At 72.3% G+C, this 16,816-nt stretch carries 17 protein-coding genes and 1 pseudogene; 2 read left to right on the top strand and 16 right to left on the bottom strand.

The window, feature by feature from the left end; all coding sequences use genetic code 11:
• Positions 1 to 70 precede the first annotated feature (70 nt).
• On the top strand, positions 71 to 574 hold the full coding sequence (ybaK, locus tag ACYVKX_RS04100; protein ID WP_460829320.1) for a Cys-tRNA(Pro) deacylase: 504 nt from the start codon (positions 71 to 73) through the stop codon (positions 572 to 574).
• On the opposite strand, the gene ACYVKX_RS04095 is transcribed toward ybaK, so the two are convergent.
• The 13 genes and pseudogenes from ACYVKX_RS04095 to ftsZ form a co-directional block, all read right to left on the bottom strand.
• Positions 561 to 1,058, bottom strand: coding sequence for a hypothetical protein (locus ACYVKX_RS04095; protein WP_460829318.1), 498 nt, complete (start codon positions 1,056 to 1,058; stop codon positions 561 to 563). The genes ybaK and ACYVKX_RS04095 overlap by 14 nt on opposite strands.
• Positions 1,055 to 4,606 carry a DNA polymerase III subunit alpha gene (gene dnaE, locus ACYVKX_RS04090; RefSeq protein ID WP_460829317.1) on the bottom strand — a complete coding sequence of 1,184 codons (3,552 nt, stop codon included), beginning with the start codon at positions 4,604 to 4,606 and terminating at the stop codon, positions 1,055 to 1,057. The genes ACYVKX_RS04095 and dnaE overlap by 4 nt, the downstream gene beginning before the upstream one ends.
• 137 nt (positions 4,607 to 4,743) lie before the next feature.
• Positions 4,744 to 4,932: a hypothetical protein gene (locus ACYVKX_RS04085; RefSeq protein WP_460829450.1), complete on the bottom strand. Its 189-nt coding sequence runs from the start codon at positions 4,930 to 4,932 to the stop codon at positions 4,744 to 4,746.
• Entirely contained in the window at positions 4,871 to 5,425 is a 555-nt protein-coding gene (locus ACYVKX_RS04080) for a GNAT family N-acetyltransferase (protein WP_460829316.1), read from the bottom strand. The genes ACYVKX_RS04085 and ACYVKX_RS04080 overlap by 62 nt, the downstream gene beginning before the upstream one ends.
• Positions 5,415 to 6,353 carry an RluA family pseudouridine synthase gene (locus tag ACYVKX_RS04075; RefSeq protein WP_460829315.1) on the bottom strand — a complete coding sequence of 313 codons (939 nt, stop codon included), beginning with the start codon at positions 6,351 to 6,353 and terminating at the stop codon, positions 5,415 to 5,417. The genes ACYVKX_RS04080 and ACYVKX_RS04075 overlap by 11 nt, the downstream gene beginning before the upstream one ends.
• On the bottom strand, positions 6,350 to 6,937 hold the full coding sequence (gene lspA / locus ACYVKX_RS04070; protein ID WP_460829314.1) for a signal peptidase II: 588 nt from the start codon (positions 6,935 to 6,937) through the stop codon (positions 6,350 to 6,352). The genes ACYVKX_RS04075 and lspA overlap by 4 nt, the downstream gene beginning before the upstream one ends.
• Positions 6,910 to 7,722, bottom strand: coding sequence for a TraR/DksA family transcriptional regulator (locus ACYVKX_RS04065; RefSeq protein WP_460829313.1), 813 nt, complete (start codon positions 7,720 to 7,722; stop codon positions 6,910 to 6,912). The genes lspA and ACYVKX_RS04065 overlap by 28 nt, the downstream gene beginning before the upstream one ends.
• A gap of 186 nt (positions 7,723 to 7,908) precedes the next feature.
• Positions 7,909 to 8,649, bottom strand: a complete 741-nt coding sequence (locus tag ACYVKX_RS04060; RefSeq protein WP_460829312.1) for a DivIVA domain-containing protein — start codon at positions 8,647 to 8,649, stop codon at positions 7,909 to 7,911.
• Positions 8,650 to 8,740: 91 nt separating this feature from the next.
• Positions 8,741 to 9,016, bottom strand: coding sequence for a YggT family protein (locus tag ACYVKX_RS04055; RefSeq protein ID WP_460829311.1), 276 nt, complete (start codon positions 9,014 to 9,016; stop codon positions 8,741 to 8,743).
• 23 nt (positions 9,017 to 9,039) lie between these two features.
• Positions 9,040 to 9,528 carry a cell division protein SepF gene (locus ACYVKX_RS04050; protein WP_460829310.1) on the bottom strand — a complete coding sequence of 163 codons (489 nt, stop codon included), beginning with the start codon at positions 9,526 to 9,528 and terminating at the stop codon, positions 9,040 to 9,042.
• A 37-nt stretch (positions 9,529 to 9,565) separates the two neighbouring features.
• Positions 9,566 to 10,276 (bottom strand): YggS family pyridoxal phosphate-dependent enzyme, encoded by a 711-nt coding sequence (locus tag ACYVKX_RS04045; protein ID WP_460829309.1) that lies wholly within the window; start codon positions 10,274 to 10,276, stop codon positions 9,566 to 9,568.
• Complete coding sequence (locus tag ACYVKX_RS04040) at positions 10,273 to 10,953, bottom strand: polyphenol oxidase family protein (RefSeq protein ID WP_460829307.1); 681 nt, start codon at positions 10,951 to 10,953, stop codon at positions 10,273 to 10,275. Before ACYVKX_RS04040 ends, ACYVKX_RS04045 begins: the two co-directional genes overlap by 4 nt.
• Before the next feature lie 241 nt (positions 10,954 to 11,194).
• Positions 11,195 to 12,142 (bottom strand): annotated as a pseudogene (gene ftsZ, locus ACYVKX_RS04035) (cell division protein FtsZ); the annotation flags it as partial.
• A gap of 392 nt (positions 12,143 to 12,534) precedes the next feature.
• On the opposite strand from ftsZ, the gene ACYVKX_RS04030 reads away from it, so the two are divergent.
• The gene (locus ACYVKX_RS04030) at positions 12,535 to 13,476 is read left to right on the top strand and encodes a type IV toxin-antitoxin system AbiEi family antitoxin domain-containing protein (protein ID WP_460829305.1); all 942 of its coding nucleotides are present in this window, start codon (positions 12,535 to 12,537) and stop codon (positions 13,474 to 13,476) included.
• A gap of 144 nt (positions 13,477 to 13,620) precedes the next feature.
• Here the strand turns inward: ACYVKX_RS04030 and ACYVKX_RS04025 are convergent, their stop codons facing one another.
• From ACYVKX_RS04025 to murG, 3 genes are read right to left on the bottom strand one after another with little or no spacing between them, the layout of a single operon-like run.
• A complete protein-coding gene (locus tag ACYVKX_RS04025; RefSeq protein ID WP_460829304.1) occupies positions 13,621 to 14,352 on the bottom strand; it encodes a cell division protein FtsQ/DivIB in 732 nt (243 codons plus the stop codon).
• Positions 14,345 to 15,685 carry a UDP-N-acetylmuramate--L-alanine ligase gene (murC, locus tag ACYVKX_RS04020; RefSeq protein ID WP_460829303.1) on the bottom strand — a complete coding sequence of 447 codons (1,341 nt, stop codon included), beginning with the start codon at positions 15,683 to 15,685 and terminating at the stop codon, positions 14,345 to 14,347. The genes ACYVKX_RS04025 and murC overlap by 8 nt, the downstream gene beginning before the upstream one ends.
• Positions 15,682 to 16,755 (bottom strand): undecaprenyldiphospho-muramoylpentapeptide beta-N-acetylglucosaminyltransferase, encoded by a 1,074-nt coding sequence (gene murG / locus ACYVKX_RS04015; protein WP_460829449.1) that lies wholly within the window; start codon positions 16,753 to 16,755, stop codon positions 15,682 to 15,684. The genes murC and murG overlap by 4 nt, the downstream gene beginning before the upstream one ends.
• Positions 16,756 to 16,816: the final 61 nt, after the last annotated feature.

The raw sequence follows: 16,816 nt of genomic DNA, 5'->3' as shown, positions 1-16,816 counted from the left end.
AGGAACGAGCGCGGGCGCGTCGAAATCCGGTAAGACGAGAGTCGGCCGGAACCACTGACATGGAGGACCCGTGGCGAAGAGGAAGCCGTCAGGCGGCACGCCGGCCACGGTCGCCCTGACCCGGGCCGGCATCGAGTTCACCGTGCACGAGTACGAGCACGACCCGCGGGCGGCGTCGTACGGCCTCGAGGCGGCCGAGCTGCTGGGTCGTCGGCTGGGCCTCGACCCGGCGCAGGTGTTCAAGACGCTGCTGGCGACCGTCGACGGCCGGCTGATCGTCGGCATCGTCCCGGTCTCCGGCCGGCTCGACCTCAAGGCGCTGGCCCGCGCGGCCGGCGGCAGCAGGGCGGCGATGGCCGACGTCGCTGACGCCGAGCGCGCCACGGGGTACGTCGCCGGCGGGATCTCGCCGGTCGGCCAGCGGCGTCCGCACCCGACCGTCCTCGACGAGACCGCGCTCGGCTTCGACGTCGTCTACGTCTCGGGCGGGCGGCGCGGCCTCGACCTCGGGCTGGCGCCCGACGACCTGGTGACCGCGACGAGCGCGGTGACCGCCCCGATCAGCCGGGCCTGACCCGGTCGCGGGCCATCAGCCCGATGAACACCAGCGCCAGCGCGACCAGCGCACCGGCCGGCATCGCGACGAACGGGGTGCTGCCGGAGACGGCAAGGACGCCGGGGACCGTGGCGCCCTCGCCTGCCGACCGCGCGGCCGCGACCGGGTCGCCCGGGCCGAGGGCGACGCCGACGCGGAGCATCAGGAACGCGCCGAGCAGCGAGCCGACCACGAGGCCGAGCAGCGTCGCCAGCGGGAAGCGGTCGAGGAGGAGCGCGACGAGCGCGCCACCGATCAGGCCGGCGGCGCTGGCGACGACGACGTACCACGCGGTCCCGGAGAACACGCCACGCAGGTTGGCCTCGTCCTGGGCGACCCAGGCGCCGTCGACGACCGCACCGTCCGGCGCGGTCCACACCCACTCCCAGACGAACCCGGCCACCACGCCGACGACGGCGAGCAGCAGCACAGCGAGACCGATCTGGACGAGACTCTGCCTCACCCGGTCAGGCATCCGGGCCCGAGCAGCTGCTTGAGGTCCGCGAAGAGCGCCGGGCTGGGGGTGACCCGGAGGTTGTCGTCGAGGCGCATGACCATGGTCTGCTCACGGGTCAAGAGTCGCAGGCGCACCTCCGTGACGCCCGGGTGGGTCGCGAGGACGTCCTTGAGCTGCTGGACGACCGGCGGCGTGCACCGGGTCGAGGGCAGGGTGATCGCGACCGGGCCGGACGGGCCCTCGGAGATGTCGGGGAGGGTGACCTCCTGACCCATGATCTCGGGCTGGTCCTTGCTCCGGGACAGCCGGCCGCGGACGGTGACGATCGCGTCCTCGGAGACCACCTGGCCGCACAGCTGCCAGGAGCTCGGGAACAGCAGGACGTCGATGGCACCCTCGAGGTCCTCGACGGTGACCAGCGCCCAGGCATCGCCGCGCTTGGTGATCTTGCGCTGCACCGAGGTGACCAGGCCGGACACGGTGACCTGGCTGCCGTCGGGCCGGCTCTCGTCCATCATCAGCTGGCCGATCGTGCAGTCGGTGCCGGCCGAGAGCACATGCTCGAGGCCGAGCAGCGGGTGGTCGGAGACGTAGAGGCCGAGCATCTCCCGCTCACGGCTCAGCAGCGTCATCTTGTCCCACTCGTCGACGTCGGGGATCGCGACGCTCACGTCGAAGACCACCTCGTCGCCCGAGCCGCCGAACAGCGAGTCCTGGCCCTCGTCCTCGCGCTTGAGGCCGACGTAGCGGTCGACCGCCGCCTCGTGGACGAGGTGCAGCGCGCGACGCCGGTGCTTCATGTCGTCGAAGGACCCGGCGAGGACGAGGGACTCGATGACCCGCTTGTTGCAGACGTGGGCCGGGACCTTGGACAGGAAGTCGTTGAAGTCCTCGTAGCGGGCCTTCTCCCCGCGCGCGGCCACGATGCCGTCGACGACGTTCGCGCCGACGTTGCGGATCGCGGTCAGGCCGAAGCGGATGTCGTTGCCGACCGGGGTGAAGTCGTGGGCGGACTCGTTGACGTCGGGCGGGAGCACCTGGATCTTCATCCGGCGGCACTCGTTGAGGTAGATCGCCATCTTGTCCTTGTCGTCCCGGGCGGACGTCAGGAGCGCGGCCATGTACTCGGCCGGGTAGTTGGCCTTGAGGTAGGCGGTCCAGTAGGTGATGACGCCGTACGCCGCCGAGTGCGACTTGTTGAACGCGTAGTCGGCGAACGGGACCAGGATCTCCCACAGCTTCTCGATGGCGTCCTGGGGGTAGCCGCGCTCGAGCATGCCGGCCTCGAACCCGTCGTACTCCTTGGCGAGCTTGGCGGCGTCCTTCTTGCCCATCGCACGGCGCATGTTGTCCGCGGCGCCCAGCGAGAAGCCGGCCAGGGCCTGGGCGATGGCCATCACCTGCTCCTGGTAGACGATCAGGCCGTAGGTCTCCCCCAGGACCGGCTCGAGCGCCTCCGCGAGGGCAGGGTGGATCGGCTCGATCGGCTGGCGGCCGTTCTTGCGATGGGCGTACTTGTTGTGCGAGTCGGCGCCCATCGGTCCCGGCCGGTAGAGCGCGCTGACCGCGGTGATGTCGGCGAACTGGTCGGGCTGCATCGAGCGCAGCAGCGCCCGCATGCCGGCACCATCGAGCTGGAAGACGCCCAGCGTGTCACCGCGGCCCATCAGCTCGTAGGTGGGCCGGTCGTCGAACGGCAGCCCCTCGAGCACGACTCGCTCGCCCCGGTTGGCCTCGATGTTGGCGACCGCGTTGTCGAGGATGTGGAGGTTGCTCAGGCCGAGGAAGTCCATCTTGACCAGCCCGAGCGCCTCGCACATCGGGTAGTCGAACTGGGTGATGATCGCGCCGTCCTGCGGGCGGGCCATGATCGGCACGACGTCGATGAGCGGCTCGCTCGACATGATCACGCCGGCCGCGTGCACGCCCCAGTTGCGGATCTGGCCCTCCAGCCCGACCGCGGTGTCGTAGATGGTGCGGACGTCGGGGTCCTGCTCGTGCAGCGCGCGGAACTCCCCACCCTCGCCGTACCGCTTGTGCTCGGGGTCGAAGATGGCCGTGAGCGGCACGCCCTTGCCCATCACGTCGGGCGGCAGCGCCTTGGTGATCCGGTCGGAGATCGCGAAGCCGTGGTCGAGCACGCGCGCGGCGTCCTTGATCGCGGCCTTGGCCTTCAGCCGGCCGAACGTGGCGATCTGGGCAACCCGGTCGGCGCCGTACTTGTCGGTGACGTACCTGATGACCTCGCCGCGGCGGTGGTCGTCGAAGTCGATGTCGAAGTCGGGCATCGACGGGCGCTCGGGGTTGAGGAACCGCTCGAAGAAGAGGCCGTGCTCGAGCGGGCACAGGTCGGTGATGCTCAGGGCGTACGCCGCGATCGAGCCCGCGCCCGAGCCGCGGCCCGGTCCGACGCGGATGCCGTTGCGCTTGGACCACTGGATGAAGTCGGCGACCACGAGGTAGTAGCCGCAGTAGCCCTTCTGGGAGATGACCGCGAGCTCCATCTCGACGCGGTCCCTGACCTCCTGGGTCAGCCGGTCACCGGGGTAGCGGGCCTCGATGCCGCGCCAGACCTCCGTGCGGAACCAGCTCTCCTCGGTCTCGCCGGCGGGGACGTCGGCGCGCGCCATGTAGCCGCCGGTGGACTCGACGAACTCCACCTCACAGCGCTCGGCGATGAGCAGGGTGTTGTCGCAGGCCTCGCGCATGCCGTGACGGTCGGCCCACAGCTCGCGCATCTCGGCGGCGGACTTGATGTAGTAGCCGCCACCGTCGAACTTGAGGCGGTTGGTGTCGGAGAGCCGCTTGCCGGACGCGACGCAGATGAGGGCGTCGTGGGCGTCGGCGTCCTCGGGGTTGTTGTAGTGGGAGTCGTTGGTCGCGAGCGGCGGGATGCCGAGCTCGCGACCGAGCCGGAGGAGGTCGTCGCGGACCTGGCGCTCGATCGCGATGTCGTGGTCCATCAGCTCGAGGAACACGCTGTCGCGGCCGAAGATGTCCTGCAGCTCACCGGCCTCGCGGACCGCCTCGTCCCACTGGCCCAGCCGCAGCCGGGTCTGGATCGCGCCACTGGGGCAGCCGGTGCTGACGATGATCCCCTTGCTGTGCTGCTGGAGGATCTCCTTGTCCATCCGGGGCTTGTAGAAGAAGCCCTCGAGGCTGGAGCGGGACGAGAGTCGGAACAGGTTGTGCATGCCCTCGGTGCTCTCGGCCCACATCGTCATGTGGGTGTAGGCGCCCGCGCCGGCGACGTCGTTGCCGCCCTCCTCGGCCACGTCGCCCTTGCCCCACCGGATCCGCTTGCGCTCGCCGCGTGGCGTGCCGGGGGTCAGGTATGCCTCGATGCCGATGATCGGCTTGACGCCGTGCCGGCGCGCCTTGGACCAGAAGTCGAACGCCCCGTGGAGGTTGCCGTGGTCGGTCATCGCGATGGCCGGCATCTCCTGCGCGGCCACCCGGGAGAACAGCCCGTCGAGCAGCGACGCGCCGTCGAGCATGGAGTACTCGGTGTGGACGTGGAGGTGGACGAAGGAGTCCTGGGAGCCGTTCGCCATCGCTGCGGGCCACTCCTCGGGGTTGTGCGGGCATGCCGGACCGGGCCACGGCGCGACCGGGCGTTGTCCAGGGGGAAGGACGTCAGCCTAACCCGCCGCCGAGGTCGATCGTGGCAGCAACCGCCGACAGTCCCGCGTCAGCGCTCGGCGGCGGCGTCCAGGCTCTCGGTGATGATCGCGTGCACGATCCGGGAGAGCCGCTCGGGGCCGAGCGCAGGCGCCCGGCGGGCCATCGCGGCGGCGATCTCCTGCTCACGCGCGAGGTCACGGGCGGGGTCGTCCTTGTGCCCCTGGACGGCGCGGGTGAGCGCGGCGCGGCGGGCCAGCAGGTCGCCGAGCTGCTCGTCGACCTCGTCGATCAGGCCCCGGAGGAAGGCCAGCGGATCGGTGCCCGGCCAGGCCAGGCGTACGTCGGGCGACCTCCTCGTTGCCCGAGCCGTCGGTGCGCTCGAGCTCGACCAGCCCGTGGCGGGCGTAGAAGCCGCGCGCGGGCGCGTTGGCCTCGAAGGCCCACAGGCAGAAGCCGCCCGGACGCCGGGCCTTCGCGAGCTCGAGCAGGGCCGAGCCCACCCCCTGACCGGCATGCTCGGGCAGCACGTAGAGGTCGTCGAGCCAGGTGGCGGTCAGCCGGACGTACCCGACGACATCGCCGTCGACCTCGGCCACCCAGACGTCGTCGTGCTCCAGCCGGCGGCCGAGCCACCGCCGTACCTCGTCGTCGGTGTGGACGCCCGCGGGCATCGCGGCGGCGGCCCGGCTGCGCACGTGGACGGTCGCGACCGCGTCGGCGTCCGACTCGTCCGCGGGCCTAATGCGCATCGCGGATCGCCTCGAGCGCCTGCGCGAGGTCCTCGGGGTACGGCGACTCGTACTCGACGTGCTCGCCGGTGTCCGGGTGCTCGAAGCCGAGGCGTACGGCGTGCAGCCACTGCCGCTCGAGGCCGACCCGCTTCGCGAGCGTGGGGTCGGCGCCGTAGGTCAGGTCGCCGACGCACGGATGCTTGAGCGCGGCCATGTGCACCCGGATCTGGTGGGTGCGGCCGGTCTCGAGGTGGACCTCCAGGAGGCTGGCGAACCGGTGCGCCTCGAGCGTCTCGTAGTGGGTGACGCTGTGCCGGCCGTCGGCCATCACGGCGAACTTGTAGTCGGCCCTGGGGTGCCGCCCGATCGGCGCGTCGACGGTGCCCGCGAGCGGGTCCGGGTGGCCCTGGACGAGCGCGTGGTAGACCTTGTCGACCCGCCGGTGGCGGAACGCGTTCTTCAGGCGCGAGTAGGCGTGCTCGGACTTGCAGATCACCATCACGCCGGAGGTGCCGACGTCGAGGCGCTGCACGATGCCCTGCCGCTCGGAGGCGCCGCTGGTGGAGATCCGGAAGCCGGCGCCGGCGAGGTGGCCCACGACGGTCGGGCCGGACCAGCCCGGCGAGGGGTGCACTGCGACGCCGACGGGCTTGTCGATCACGACGATCGCGTCGTCGTCGTGGATGACCGTGATCCCCTCGACGACCTCCGGCACGACCTCGAGGGGGTCGGCCTCGACGGGGATGGTCACGTCGAGCGTCGAGCCCGGGAGCACCCGCTCGCTCTTGCCGGGGCGGTGGCCGTCGAGGGCGACGTGCCCGGTGGCGATCAGGTCGGCCGCGCGCGTCCGGGAGAGCCCGAACAGCCGCGCCATCGCGGCGTCCACGCGCTCGCCGGCCAGGCTCTCCGGCACCGGCAGGGACCGGTGGTCGGCCCCGGCCGTCACTCCTCCGTCTCCGCCGCCGGCTCGCGCTCGACGCGGGTGCCGTCGACCCTGATGCCCCGGAAGACCTGCACGAGGATCAGCCCCGCCGCGATGTTGATGAAGATGTCGGCGACGTTGAACACCGGCCAGTTCGGGATCATGAACATGTCGACGACGTGCCCGCGCAGCGGCCCGGGCTCACGCACCAGGCGGTCGGTGAGGTTGCCGGCGACGCCGCCGAACAGGAATCCGAGCGCGCAGGCCCAGCCGACGCTCCCGACCTTGCGGGCCAGCCACAGCACCACGCAGACCGCGACGATCGCGAGGACGCTGAAGACCTCGGTGTACGACGTGCCCAGGCTGAACGCCGCCCCCGGGTTGCGCACCAGGTGCAGCACCAGGAAGTCGCCGATGAGCTCGATGTCGGGGCGGTCGGCGAGCTCGCGCACGGCCAGGACCTTCGAGAGCACCTCGACGGCGTACGCCGTGAGGGCGACCGCCGCGAAGATCAGGATGAAACGGGCCCGAGAGCCCTCGGGACGGCCTGGGTGACGGCTGGTGCCGTTGTCGTCGCCGGTCAGCGACGCTCCTCGCGCTGCTTGCATGTCAGGCACAGTGTGGCACGAGGGAACGCCATCAGCCGCATCTTGCCGATGGGGTCGCCGCACGACTCGCACACGCCGTAGGTGCCGTCGTCGATGCGGGCCAGGGCGCGCTCGATCTGGGCCAGCTTGTCGCGCTCGCTGTTGAGCACGGTGAGCTCGTGGTCGCGCTCGAAGCTGGTCGCGCCGAGGTCGGCCTGGTCCTGGCCGGCCCCGTCGCCGGAGTCGCGCATCAGCCCGCTGAGCTCGGCCTCCTGGGCCGCGATGATGCCCAGGCTGTGGTCGCGCTGCTCGCGCAGCTCGCCGAGGACCTCCTTGAGCTCGGCCTTGGTCCACCCGGCCTCGCCCGCCTTGACCACCAGGGCGCTGCGCGGAGCCTTCTTGGCCGGAGCCTTCTTCGCGGGCGCCGCCTTCTTGGTCGACGCGGCCTTCTTGGCCGGGGCCCCCCTCTTGGCCGGCGCCTTCTTGACCGGCGCCTTCTTGACCGGCGCGGCCTTCTTCGCCGCCACCTTGACCGGAGCCTTCTTCGCCGCCACCTTGACCGGAGCCTTCTTCGCCGCCACCTTCTTGGCCGGCGCCTTCTTGGCCGGCGCCTTCTTCGCCGGCGCCGCCTTGGCCGCGACGGTCCTCGTGGCCGGGGTGGTCTTCGCCGCGGTCTTCCTGGCTGCCGCCTTCTTCGCCGGCGCCGTGGACTTCGCGGCCTTCTTCGCGGCGGGCTTGCGCGTGATGACCTTGCGGGCGGCGGAGGCCGCCTGCCCGGCGAGCGACTTCCTCGTGCTGCGAGCCATGGTCGGGCCTCCTCGGGCCTCGGCGGCGGTGGGGTGAGCCACAGGGTGTGCGGGGAGGGTAGCGGGTGACCCCTAGCGCCTCAAATCAGGCGCACCGTGGCGGAGCGAAGGGACGCGAAGGCGGCCGGCCCCGGAGTCGGGGCCGGCCGCCGCGCACGAGTGGGCCGGGCCGGGATCAGGCTGGGCTCAGGAGTCGTCCTCACCGAGGATCGAGCGGAGCCGCTTGGGCGCCGGGGCGTCGTCGGAGGACGACAGCGGGCCGTCCGAGCCGCCGGTGTTGAGCGCCTCGAGCTGCTGGGAGAAGTAGCTCTTCAGACGAGAGCGGTACTCACGCTCGAACGAGCGGAGGTTCTCCACCTCCGCGTTGAGCTTGTCGCGGTCCTTCTCCAGGTCGCCGAACATCTGGCGACGCCGCTCGGCGGTCTCGGAGTCGAGCATCTGGGCGCGGGTGCGGGCGTCGGACTCGAGCCGGTCGGCCTTGGTCTTCGACTCCGACTCCAGGCGCTCGGCCTTGGTGCGGGCCTCGCCGATGATCTTGTCGGCCTCGTTCTTCGCGTCCTCGACCAGCTCGTCGGCGTTGCGGGTCGCGATCTCGAGCAGCCGCGCGGCGGCGTTCGAGGCCTCGGGGACGGTCTCGACCCGGATCGTCTCGACCGGGCTCGCGGCGACCACGGGGGTCGGCGCCGCGACCGGCTCCGGCTCCGGGGCGCGCTCCTCGACGCGGGGCTGCGGGGCCGTCTCGGTCGATACGCCGCCGGACTGGGCCGTGGCGAGCTTCGAGCGAAGGTCGTCGTTCTCCTTCGTGAGACGCGCGAGCTCGGCCTCCACCTCGTCGAGGAACTGGTCGACCTCACCCATGTCGTAGCCCTCGCGGAGCCGGACAGGAGTAAAGCGCTTGTTGCTCACGTCCTCAGGCGTCAGCGGCATGACCTCACCCATTCCATCTCGATCGTTGCTGTCGGTCGAACAATAGCGCCTGCGCAGGTGAGTGGCTCACCCGCATCAGGAGCAACACCGGTCAGAGGAAGATCCCTCGGTTGACGCGGAGCAGCACGTACGCCGCGATCAGCACGATCAGGAAGCTCAGGTCCAAGGAGATGCTCCCGATCCGCAGCGGCGGGATCACGCGCCGCAGCGCCTTGATCGGCGGGTCGGTCGCGGAGTAGACGCCCTCGAGGCCCACGAGCAGCGCGCCCCGGGGCACCCACGACCGTGCGAAGACCTGGACCCAGTCCACGACGAACCGGATCCAGAGGAACGCGATGAAGAACCAGAGGACGATCTCGATGACCACCCCGACCACCTGCACCGTTGGCCTCAGCTCTGGTTGAAGAACCCGTTCTCGACGATCCGCTGCTTGTCCTCGGCGGCCACCGACACGTTCGGCGGCGAGAGCAGGAACACCTTGTTGGTGATGCGCTCGATCGTGCCACGGGTCGCAAAGACCAGCCCGGCCGCGAAGTCGACGAGGCGCTTGGCGTCGGCGTCGTCCATCTCGGAGAGGTTCATGATCACCGGCGTGCCCTCGCGGAAGTTCTCGCCGACGGTGCGCGCCTCGTTGTAGGTGCGCGGGTGCAGGGTCGTGATGCGGGACAGCTCGGCCACCACTCCGGTCGGGCCCGAGGCCGGGCGACGGCGCTCGGAGATGTCGGACACGGGAGCCGGGCGGCCCTCGCGCTTCGAGGGGCGCACGGGCACGGTCTCCTGGGTCTCGTACTCGTCGCGGACGTCGTACTCGTCGTCGTACCGGCCGGTGTCCTCGAGCAGGCCGAGGTACTCGCCGATCCTGCGCATTCCGCCGCTCATGACTGTGTCCTCCGGTGATGGTGTGGTGGTTGGGACATTACTGGACCGGTGGCCTCGAACCGAGGACCGCCGAGCCGACGCGCACGTGTGTCGCGCCGGCGCGCACGGCATGCTCCAGGTCGCCGCTCATCCCGGCCGAGAGCCAGGTCGCGTCCGGGTGGCCGGCGAGGAAGTCGCGCCGGATCCCGGCGAGCCGCTCGAACGCCGGCGTCGGGTCCTCCCCGAGCGGCGCCACGGCCATCAGCCCGCGCAGCCGGAGCGTCCCGGCCGCGCGGACGGCGAGCGCCAGCGCGGCCAGCCCATCGGGGTCGACGCCGGCGCGGCCCTCCCGTCCGGGCGGGTCGAGGCTCACCTGGAGCAGCACGTCGACGGCCCGATCGCGCTGCTGCGCACCGCGGTCGAGCCCGGCGACGAGCTTGGTGCGGTCGACGGACTCGACGACGTCGGCGTACGCCGCCACCGCGGCCGCCTTGTTGCTCTGGAGCCCCCCGATGAAGTGCCAGGCCAGGCCGAGGTCGGCGCACTCGGCGGCCTTGGCCTCGGCCTCCTGGTGCCGGTTCTCCCCCACGTCGGTGACGCCGAGCTCGGCGAGGAGGCGGACGTCGGAGGCGGGGAAGAACTTGGTGACCACGACCAGCCGGACCTCCTCGGGGTCGCGGCCGGCGGCGGCGCAGGCGGCCGCGATCCGCCCCCGCACGCGGGCGAGTCCGGCGGCGACTTCGTCGCGGCGCACGTCGGGGGCGCTCACGTCAGCCACACCAACCCGGCGAAGCGGCCGGCCTCGACGCCGTCGCGACGGTAGGAGTGCAGGCCGGGCTCCTCGCGGGTGCAGCCGGCCACGCGGGTGACCTCCACGCCGGCCCTCACCAGCTGGGCCTCGACGCCGGCGCCGATGTCGAGCGCCGGGGTGCCCCAGGAGGTCTCCGACCACGACTCGGGCACGAGCGCGGCGACCTCCTCCCGCAGGGCGGCCGGCACCTCGTAGCAGCGTCCGCACACATGCGGCCCCAGCCAGCCGCGCAGCTCCGCGGCACCGCGCGCCCGCATCGCCTCGACGGCAGCCGTGGCGACGCCGAGCGCCAGGCCCGGCCGGCCGGCGTGCACCGCGCCGATCACCCCGGCCGCGGTGTCGGCGAGCAGCACGGGGACGCAGTCGGCGACCCGCACCATGAGGCCGAGACCGCGCCTGGTCGTGATCAGCGCGTCGCCGGTCGGCACCTCGTCGAGCGCCATCGGCCCGTCCGCGACGAGCACGTCGGCGCCGTGTACCTGGGTGAGGCGCGCGAACGGGACGCCGCACGCGGCCTCCACCTCCGCCAGGCGCTCGGGGAACGCCGGACGGAGGCCCTGGAGGTCGAGGCTGGAGTCGGTGAAGGCGACGTCCAGCCGGACGTCGTCCTCGACGGTGTCGGTGAAGAAGTACAAGCCGCTACTTGAGGAAGTCGGGCACGTCCAGGTCGTCGTCGTCGAACTGCACCTGCCGCGGAGCCGGCCGAGGTGCGCTCGCCTGCGGCGCGCTGGCCACCTTCTCCCTCTGCCTCTCCTTCTGCTCGGCGGGCACGTCCTGCTTGGCGGCGACGGCCTGCGCGGCGGCCTTGGTCTCGGCCTGCGTCTGCTGGGGCCGCGGGTCGCGGCGCAGCGTGGCGCCCTCGGTCTGGCGCTTGGGCTGGCCGCCGTCGAAGCCGGCGGCGATGACGGTCACCCGGACCTCGTCGCCGAGGGCGTCGTCGATGGTGGCGCCGAAGATGATGTTGGCCTCGGGGTGCACCGCCTGGGCCACCAGGGCGGCGGCCTCGTTGATCTCGAACAGGCCGAGGTCGGAGCCGCCGGCGATCGAGAGCAGTACGCCGTGGGCGCCGTCGATGCTCGCCTCGAGCAGCGGGCTGGAGACCGCCATCTCCGCGGCGGCGACCGAGCGGTCCTCGCCGCGGGCCGAGCCGATGCCCATCAGGGCGGAGCCGGCGTTCGACATCACCGACTTCACGTCGGCGAAGTCGAGGTTGATCAGGCCCGGCGTGGTGATCAGGTCGGTGATGCCGGAGACGCCCTGGAGGAGCACCTGGTCGGCCTGCTTGAACGCGTCGAGCACCGAGACGTTGCGATCGCTGATCGAGAGCAGCCGGTCGTTCGGGATCACGATGAGGGTGTCGACCTCCTCGCGCAGGCGGGCGATGCCCTCCTCGGCGGAGTTGGCGCGGCGGCGTCCCTCGAAGGCGAACGGCCGGGTCACGACGCCGATGGTCAGCGCGCCCAGGCTGCGGGCGATCCGCGCCACGACCGGTGCGCCGCCGGTGCCCGTGCCGCCGCCCTCGCCGGCCGTCACGAACACCATGTCGGCGCCCTTGATGACCTCCTCGATCTCGTCCGAGTGGTCCTCGGCGGCCTGCGTGCCGACCTCGGGGTTGGCGCCGGCGCCGAGGCCGCGGGTGAGCTCGCGGCCGATGTCGAGCTTCACGTCGGCGTCGCTCATGAGGAGCGCCTGCGCGTCGGTGTTGATGGCGATGAACTCGACGCCCTTGAGCCCGACCTCGATCATCCGGTTCACGGCGTTGACACCACCACCACCGATGCCCACGACCTTGATGATGGCCAGGTAGTTCTGTGCTGCTGCCACGGCTCTCGCCCTTCGCTGCTCGGATGCGGATGTCGGTGCTGGTGCTGTCGTTCCTGGGAAGCTCTCCCGGCGTGTCCCGTTAACTCTGACCCTCAACCTGAGGGTTATAGTTATGTCAACCTCGCCGTGGTCACGACAGTAGGCGGAGACCCCTCCCGATTCGGGGAGACACGCCGGGCTGGTTGCTACCGCCGCCGCTGTTTCACCATGGGATGCAGCCGAACCTGCACTTCCCAAGGTGGGCATGCCGCGGGAGGTGCAGGTTCGCCTACATACCGTGGTGAACCTGAGCATGAGCCGGTCAGCATCCACAGGACGTCGCAGCGACCGGTCTCTCCCCAACCGGGTTGCTCCGCCGCGCGATCGGTCGACCCAGCGGCGATGGTGACCGGATGGACCCGTTGCGCTGGCTCACCCGAGAGTGCGGCTTCTTCACCAGGCGAGAAGCCGATGATGCTGGATACGACGACCGAGCCGTCGCACGGATGGTGCGTGCGCGGGTTTGGGTCCGATTCCGGCGTGGGTTCTACGCCTTCGCCGACGAGTGGACCGCGCTCGACGACGTCGGGCGCCACCTCGTCCGCGCCCGCGCCGTGGCGCGCTCGCTGGGCCCGACCGTGGCATTGAGCCACGTCTCTGCGGTCGTCGTCCATGGCATCGACGTCTGGGGCGTTCCTCTCAGCCACGTCCACGTCACCCGCCTCGACGGCGGTGCGGGCCGGATCGAGGGCGACGTCGTTCACCACGAGGGGGTCTGCATCGCCGGTGACGTCATCGAGGTCGACGGGCTCGCCGTGACAACCGCGGTCAGGAGTGTGCTGGAGACCGGCTCGCGAACGCCCAGCGAGGCGGCGCTCTGCCTCCTCGACAGTGGTCTCTTCAAGGACCAGTTCGACCACGACCAGCTGATGCAGACGCACGCACGCCTCGGGGGCTGGCCCGGCATGCGGCACCTCCACATCCCGACCCGGATGGCGAGCGGGAAGTCGCAGAGCGTCGGGGAGTCCCGCGGGCGGTGGCTCTTCCGGACCCATCATCTGCCTGCCCCGGTCCTGCAGTACGAGGTGCACGACGCCACCGGCAACCTGATCGGCATCTGCGACTGGGGCTGGCCCGCACTCGGCCTCCTCGGCGAGTTCGACGGTCGCATCAAGTACGGCCGGCTGCTCAGGGAGGGGCAGGAACCCGGAGAGGTCGTGTTCGCCGAGAAGATCCGCGAGGATGCGCTGCGCGAGGCCACGGGCTACGGGATGTTCCGACTCATCTGGGCCGACTACGACGAGCCGGGTCGGACCGTCGCACGGATCAGCCGGTTGGCGCGCAGGGCCAGCTAGCCGCTACCGCCGCCGCTGTTTCACCATGGGATGCAGCCGAACCTGCACTTCCCAAGGTGGGCATGCCGCGGGAGGTGCAGGTTCGCCTACATACCGTGGTGAACCTGAGGGCAGCAGCCACCACACCCCGGAGCGGACCACCCGCTACTTCGTGGTCGGCTGGCCGGGGACCGAGACGTCGTAGGCCTTCGCGTCGGGGCGGGCGGCGAGCAGGCCGGCGAGGACCTCGGCCTTGAGGTCGGAGTCGGCGGCGCTCCCCCAGCGCACGATGCGGCCGTCGCGCAGCGACAGCGAGATCTCGTCGACCGTGGCGACCGCGACGTAGTCGACCCTCGCGGCCAGGTCCGAGGGCAGGGCCGCGGCGACGAGGGCAGCCTCGCGCAGGGCGTCGCTGCCGGTGCTCGTGCCGGTCTCGACGCGCGGGAGGCCGGGCGGGGCCTGGGCGTAGTCGCGGAAGACGACCCCTTCCTCGTCCATGCCGCGCAGCTTGCCGGCGATCTGGACGACCGCGACCGGCACCCGCTCCTCGACGGTGATCAGCACCTGGTCGGGCCACTCGCGCGAGACGTCGGCCGAGCGGACCGGCGCCAGCGCCTCGACGCGGGCGCGGACCCGGTCGAGGTCGACGGTGGCCAGCGGCTCGCCCTCGGGCACGGCCGCGGCGGAGCGGATCTGTCCGGCGCTGAGCTGCTTGACGCCCTGGACGTCTACGCCCTTCACCGAGAGGAGCGAGGAGAAGTAGACGAGCCAGACCAGCAGTACGCCGAGCAGCAGCACCAGCACGACCGCGAGGACCGGCCGCCAGGCCAGCCAGCGCCGGGCCCACTGCCGGCGGGTGAACCGCCTGCGGGTCCGCTCCGCGGAGACGTCAGCCACGGAGCAGCTCCAGCACCCGCGGGCCGATCTCGGTCACCGTGCCGGCGCCGAGGGTGACGACCAGGTCGCCGGGCCGGGCGCGGGCGACCAGCTCGCCAGCGACGTCGTCGAAGGACGGCACGAACGCGACCCGCGAGTCGGGCAGCGGCACCGCGCCGGCGACGAGCGCGCCGGTCACGGCCGGGTCGGCGTCCTCGCGGGCGAGGTAGACGTCGAGCACGACCACCTCGTCGGCGGCGCCGAGCGCCTCGCCCATCGCGGCGCCGAAGATCCGGGTGCGCGAGACCAGGTGCGGCTGGAACGCGACGACCACGCGCCCGGACCCCGCCAGCGCGCGCGCCGCGGCCAGGTCGCCGGCGATCTCGGTCGGGTGGTGCGCGTAGGAGTCGTAGACCCGGACTCCCCCGGCCTCGCCCTTGCGCTCCATCCGCCGCTTGGTGCCGGAGTACGCCGCGATGCCCCTGGCGAGGTCGGCGGCGTCGTACCCCAGCTCGACGCCGGCGGCCAGCGCCGCGAGCGCGTCGGCGAGGTAGTGCTCCCCCGGCGACCACAGCTCGACGCCGGCCAGCGCCTCGGGCGAGCGCGCCGAGACCCGCACGACCCGGCGGCCGGACTCCTCGGCACGGTCGGCGAGCGCGGCGGCGCCCGGGTCGTCGGCGACGCACACCAGGAACCCCTCGGGTGAGACCGTGTCGGCGAACTCGTCGAACGCCGCGCGGTAGGCCGCCTCGGTCCCCCAGTTGTCGAGGTGGTCGGCCTCGACGTTGGTGACGATCGCGGCGTACGGCGCGTAGTGCAGGAAGGCGCCGTCGCTCTCGTCGGCCTCGGCGACGAACACCTCGCCGGTGCCCTCGCCCGCGTTGACGCCGGTGGCGGTCAGCTCGCCGCCGATGGCGTACGCCGGATCCGCCCCCGCGGCCTGGAGCGCGACCGTGAGCAGCGACGTGGTGGTGGTCTTGCCGTGCGTCCCGGCGACGGCGACCACCCGCCGGCCGGCCATCACCGCGGCCAGTGCCGCCGAGCGCGGCAGCACCCGCAGGCCGCGGCGGACGGCCGCGGCGTACTCCGGGTTGTCCTCGCGGACCGCGGTCGAGACGACGACCGTGTCGGCGTCGCCGAGCTGGCCGGCCGCGTGGCCGACGTGGACGCGGGCGCCCAGCGCCCGCAGGGCGTCGAGCGTCGGCGAGTCGACGCCGTCGCTGCCGCTGACCGCGATGCCGCGGGCCAGCATGATCCGGGCGATGCCGGAGAGCGCGGCGCCGCCGATGCCGACGAAGTGCACGCGGCCCAGGCGGTCGGCCGGGAGGATCTCCTCCGGGACGGGGACTCTCACGCGACCGCCACCTCGAGCACGATCCGGGCGACCTTCTCGTCGGCGTCGCGCGGGATCACCGCGGCGGCGGCCACGCCCATCCGCACCAGGCGCGCGGGATCCGCGGCGAGCGGGGGCACATTCGCCACGACCCACTCGGTGGTCAGGTCGGCGTCGTCGACGAGGATGCCGCCGCCGGCGGCGACGACCGGCGCGGCGTTCCTGCGCTGCTCGCCGTTGCCGATCGGCAGCGGGACGTAGACGGCGGGCAGCCCGACCGCCGCCACCTCGGTGACGCTGTTGGCGCCGGACCGGCACACGACCAGGTCGGCGGCGGCGAAGGCGAGGTCCATCCGGTCGATGTACTCGACCACGACGTAGGGCACGTCGGTCTCGGTGGGAGCGGCGCCGCCGTGCCTGCCCTCGGCGTGCAGCACCTGCACCCCGGCGCTCGCCAGGGCCGGCGCGGCGCCGGACACCGCCTGGTTGAGCCGGCGCGCGCCCTGGGAGCCGCCGGTGACCAGCAGCGTCGGGCGGTCCGGGTCGAGACCGAAGAACGCCCGCGCCTCGGCGCAGAGAGCCGCCCGGTCGAGGCCGGAGACCATCGGGCGGATCGGCAGGCCGACGTACTCCGCCTTCCTCAGGGGGGTGTCGGGGAAGCTCACCAGCACCCGCCGCGCGAACCGGGCGCCGGCCCGGTTGGCCAGGCCCGGGATGGCGTTCTGCTCGTGGATCACCAGCGGGGTCCGGCCCCCGCGGACCGCGAGGTAGAGCGGCATCGAGACGTAGCCGCCGTAGCCGACGACCACGTCGGGGCGGACCCGGTCGAGCACCGCACGGGTCGCCCTGACGGCCGCGCGCAGCCGGGTCGGGACCTTGAGGAGGTCGGCGCTCGGCCGGCGCGGGAGCGGCACCGGCGGGATCAGCTCGAGCGGGTAGCCGGCCTCCGGGACCACCTTGTTCTCCAGGCCCCGCGGCGTGCCGAGGCAGGTGATCTCGACGTCGGGCCGGAGTCGTCGGAGGGCGTCGGCGGTGGCGAGCAGGGGCGAGGTGTGGCCGGCGGTGCCGCCGCCGGCGAGGAGTACGCGCATCGTCGTCAAGCCTAGAGTCAATGCCGCCGACCGAGGGCTGGGCGGGGCAAGGCCTGGTCGG

The organism is Nocardioides hungaricus (genome assembly GCF_054782915.1).
This window is presented reverse-complemented; position numbering and strand designations above follow the sequence as displayed.

Bases quoted from the DNA above. Each gene is read 5' to 3' on its own strand.
- dnaE (WP_460829317.1), bottom strand. From the start codon at position 4,606: ATGGCGAACGGCTCCCAGGACTCCTTCGTCCACCTCCACGTCCACACC.
- ACYVKX_RS04080 (WP_460829316.1), bottom strand. From the start codon at position 5,425: ATGCGCATTAGGCCCGCGGACGAGTCGGACGCCGACGCGGTCGCGACC.
- lspA (WP_460829314.1), bottom strand. From the start codon at position 6,937: ATGCAAGCAGCGCGAGGAGCGTCGCTGACCGGCGACGACAACGGCACC.
- ACYVKX_RS04065 (WP_460829313.1), bottom strand. From the start codon at position 7,722: ATGGCTCGCAGCACGAGGAAGTCGCTCGCCGGGCAGGCGGCCTCCGCC.
- ACYVKX_RS04060 (WP_460829312.1), bottom strand. From the start codon at position 8,649: ATGCCGCTGACGCCTGAGGACGTGAGCAACAAGCGCTTTACTCCTGTC.
- ACYVKX_RS04050 (WP_460829310.1), bottom strand. From the start codon at position 9,528: ATGAGCGGCGGAATGCGCAGGATCGGCGAGTACCTCGGCCTGCTCGAG.
- ACYVKX_RS04030 (WP_460829305.1), top strand. From the start codon at position 12,535: ATGGACCCGTTGCGCTGGCTCACCCGAGAGTGCGGCTTCTTCACCAGG.
- murG (WP_460829449.1), bottom strand. From the start codon at position 16,755: ATGCGCGTACTCCTCGCCGGCGGCGGCACCGCCGGCCACACCTCGCCC.